This window comes from Agrobacterium sp. MS2 (genome assembly GCF_003261015.1).
GTDB classification, from domain to species: Bacteria; Pseudomonadota; Alphaproteobacteria; order Rhizobiales; family Rhizobiaceae; genus Agrobacterium; species Agrobacterium pusense.
In genome coordinates, this window is record NZ_QLNF01000023.1 from 1 (window position 1) to 4149 (window position 4149).

The window sequence follows — 4149 nt, forward strand, 5'->3', positions numbered from 1 at the left end:
TTTGCTGACCACTTTTAGCAGTCGAAATGCCCGTTCGATGTTGCTAGCCTCGCCACCGGTAAACAGACAAGGGCGCACTTACGACTTGCACCGCAATTGAGCGCTGAATTTCCCCGTTTGCGGATCGGAGATTTCGGTTGGCGATTTATCATCTCAGCACCAAACCTGTCTCGCGCTCATCCGGCCGAAGCGCTGTGGCATCCGCCGCCTATCGTTGTGCGGTCCTTCTTACCAATCACCGCGATGGCCTCGTGCATGATTTTACCCGCAAAGAGGGCGTGGAGCATAAGGAGATTGTGCTGCCGGAGGGTCTTTCTGCCGATTGGGCTTTGGATCGTTCGGCATTGTGGAACGCTGCCGAGTTTGCAGAAAAGCGAAAAGATGCCCGCGTCGCCCGCGAATTCGAAATCGCGCTTCCGCATGAGCTGTCGCCAGAAGGGCGGCTGAAGGCTGCACGCGCCTTCGCCCAGGATCTGGCAAACCGCTATGGCGCGGCCGTGGATTTTGCAATCCATTCGCCAAGCGAGCATGGTGACATCAGGAACCACCATGCGCATGTGCTGATGACGACGCGAGAGGTTGGCAGAACCCGCCTTGGCGAGAAAACTTGTCTCGAGCACAAGAACGCAAGGCTGCTGGCACATGGCATGGCGACAACCGACATGCAGCTGCGCGATATCCGGCAGGCATGGGAAGGCATTGCCAACCGTCAGCTTCAGCGCGAAGGCCTGGATGTTCGCATCGATCATCGCTCGCACGTGGAGCGCGGTCTCGAGTTGTCGCCGACGGAACATATGGGCGTGCATGCCTCGCAGATGCAGCAGCAAGGAATGGCAGTCGAGCGCGGCCGGCTGGATGACGAGGCAGCACGGCAAAATGCCGAACTGATCCAGCAAAAACCGGAGCAGGTTCTGACGCTGATCAGCAACGAGAAGAGCGTGTTCGACCGGCACGATATCGCCAAAACCCTGCATCGCTATATCAACGATGACGCCCAAACATTCCGGAACGCTTTTGCGGCTGTCATGGCATCACCAGCGCTCGTGGAACTTCAACCTGAGCACATCGATCCAGACACAGGCGACGTCTCCCATGCGCGCTATTCGACGCGGGAGATGATCGATCTGGAACTCGCAATGGCGCGATCGGCGGAGCGGCTGCATCAGGCGCAGTCCCACGGTGTCGATCCGCGCCATGTCGAGCGCGCGATGGAAAGGCAGGATCACGCTCTTCGGACAAGCTCTGGCGGACCGTCGGCTGCGAGCGATCCGTCTGCGGGATTGTCGGCCGAACAGCGTCAGGCGATCGAGCATATTACCGGGCGAGAACGCATTGCGGCCGTGGTCGGGTTTGCCGGTGCGGGAAAGTCCACCATGCTCGCAGCGGCGCGCGAGGCGTGGAAGGCTCAAGGCTATCAGGTCCATGGTGCGGCATTAGCCGGAAAGGCAGCCGAGGGACTTGAGGAAAGTTCCGGCATTCAAAGCCGCACGCTGGCGTCATGGTCATACAGTTGGGACCATGGCCGGGATCTGATCGGCAGCAGCGACGTGTTCGTCATTGACGAGGCCGGCATGGCTGGCAGCCGCCAGCTTGCCCGCTTTATCGCAGAGGCCGACGCACGCGGCGCAAAGATTGTTCTTGTTGGTGACCATGAGCAGCTGCAGGCAATCGGGGCCGGTGCACCCTTCAGGGCGATTGCCGAGCAGATTGGTCACGTCGAGCTTTCCGGCATTCGCCGCCAGCGCCATGATTGGCAGAGGCAAGCGTCGGTTGCCTTTGCCACCCACAAGACGGCCGAGGGCCTCGCTGCCTATCGCGATCACGGCGATATCCACTTTGCAGAAAGCCGCGACGCGGCGATGGCGCAGATCGTGCGTGATTATGTTGCCGACAGTGAGCGGCGTGCCGATGGCAGCCGGGTTGCCATGGCGCATCGCCGCGCCGATGTGCGCGCCCTCAATACCGCTATCCGCTCCGAACTTCAGAACAGACAAAGGCTCGAGCGCGGCCACGGGCTGAGCGACGGTGCGGGGCGTGGGGATGGTGAGGAACTCACCTTCCAGACCAGTAACGGCAAACGCGCCTTCGCTCCCGGTGACCGGATCATCTTCCTCGAAAACAACCGCGACCTCGGCGTCAAAAACGGCATGCTTGGCACCGTCGAGTATGTCGAACCAAACAAGATCATCGCCCGGCTCGATGGCCGAGGCGGCGACAGTGTCAGCATTGCCACGGATAGCTACCAGGCGATCGACCACGGTTATGCGACGACGATCCATAAAAACCAGGGAGCGACGGTCGATCACGCCTTTGTGCTGGCGTCCAGCACCATGGACCGGCATCTGGCCTATGTCGCCATGACCAGGCACCGCGACAGCGTGCAACTCTATGCAGACATCACGGAGTTCACCAATGCGGGCCGGCTGGTTGATCACGGCGTTGCGCCCTACGAGCATAATCCGCAATCACGCGAGAGCTATTTTGTGACGCTGGAGAATGACAAGGGCGAACGGCATACCGTGTGGGGTGTCGATCTCAAGCGGGCCATGCAGGAGGCATCGCCAAAAATCGGTGACAGGATCGGACTGCAGCATGAAGGCGCCACGCCCGTCACGCTTCCGGACGGTACAAAGACCGAACGCAATGCATGGCGTGCCGTCAAGGATGATGAACTGGCCTACCAGAAGCTGGCAAGCCGCCTGTCGCGTTCTGGCGCAAAGGAAACCACGCTGGATTACATCAGCGACTTTGCCGAGCGGCGCGGGATCGCCAGCGACCCATGGATCGCAAGCGACCAAGCGATCGCGGATCAGCTCGGGCTCAGAAGCGAGATTGAACTTGCTTCCGGCCGGGATGAGCGTCAAGAGGTCCTGTCCCGCGCGGCCCAACCGGCTCGGGAGCAGCAGGGCCGGGCATCAGAGCGTCAGCGGGTTTACGAGGAACCTGGCGGCGATCTGGCCGGCCCTGTTCGCCGCGAAGATCAGCACAGAACTGAGGACAATAAAGGATATCGCCGCATCCGCTGGTCCGATCTCATGTCGCGAGACGGGGCCGTCCCTGCCCCCACAGAAGCTGTCGGCCAGCACTCGCCCCTGGAACGCGCTAAGCCAGCGCCGCTTGTTCCAGCCATCACCCGATACCAACGCAGTATCGAAGAGGTGGCGCAGCAAAGGGCGATGTCCGTCATCGATCAGCAATTCGATATGGTGGGCTCTCTCGTGCAGCACGTGTTCCGTGATCCGGCCGAAGTCGCCGCAAGACTGCGCACCGCGATGACCGAGAAGGAAGGCAATGGCAAGATCATGGCAAAGGTCATGGCGGAGCAGCCAGAGCGGTTTGGGGAGCTACGCGGCAAGTCAGGTCTGTTCGGCAACAACAAGGAGCGGAAGGAGGCGCTGCAATATGCCAGGTCTCTCGCTGCCCATATCGGCTATGTCTCAGAGGCATGGGAGCGCAGGCTTGGGGAAGAGCGTCAAAGCGAACAATGGCAGCGTGAACAGCGTGACGTGATCGAGGTGCCCGGTCTCACGACGCTTAGTGCCGAAATCATTGCCCAGGTGGAGAAGATGCCGGTCGAGAGGCGAAGCAAGTTCATCAAAGAGCTGCGATCGTCACCTGAGGGGCAAGCCGCGCTCAATGAAGCAAAGCTGGTGGCCGAAGCACTCACGCAGCGGTTTGGTAGTTCCGATCCTCGCAGGTTCGGCGAAGAGCTTGAGACACGCCCGGAGCTCGCAAAGCACGCCGAGCAGATCGAGGCGATCGCCCGTATTGTGTATCGTACACGCCACGCCGAGCTCAGCCATGACTATGCGCTGAAACAGCAAATGAACCGGTCACAGGGGCTTGGACTGAGTCGGTAGCAAATGATCTAATCTTTTCATCCCTGCAACAATCCTGTAGTTTGGATCGCTTGATGGAAACGTGAGCTCAGGCTCGTGATCGACGCGGCAGTGAGAGTGAAAAGTGCTGTTGTCGCAAGTTCAGAATCCTAATGCCGTCTGCGATAATCGGTGGTGTGCCCGCGCGAACCTTGTAGTTTATTCCGGCTGAGAGGTGCAAAGTGGTATGCGCCGCGCTCGAAATGCGGCATACCTGCAAGGGTATCGTGGGTTCGAATCCCACCCTCTCCGCCAGGTTGTATTTACTCTC

The 4149-nt window shown here is 60.0% G+C and carries 1 protein-coding gene; it reads left to right on the top strand.

Annotated elements, in window-relative coordinates:
* The first annotated feature begins 137 nt into the window (after positions 1 to 137).
* Entirely contained in the window at positions 138 to 3860 is a 3723-nt protein-coding gene (traA, locus tag DOU54_RS10625; RefSeq protein ID WP_113731247.1) for a Ti-type conjugative transfer relaxase TraA, read from the top strand.
* Positions 3861 to 4149: the final 289 nt, after the last annotated feature.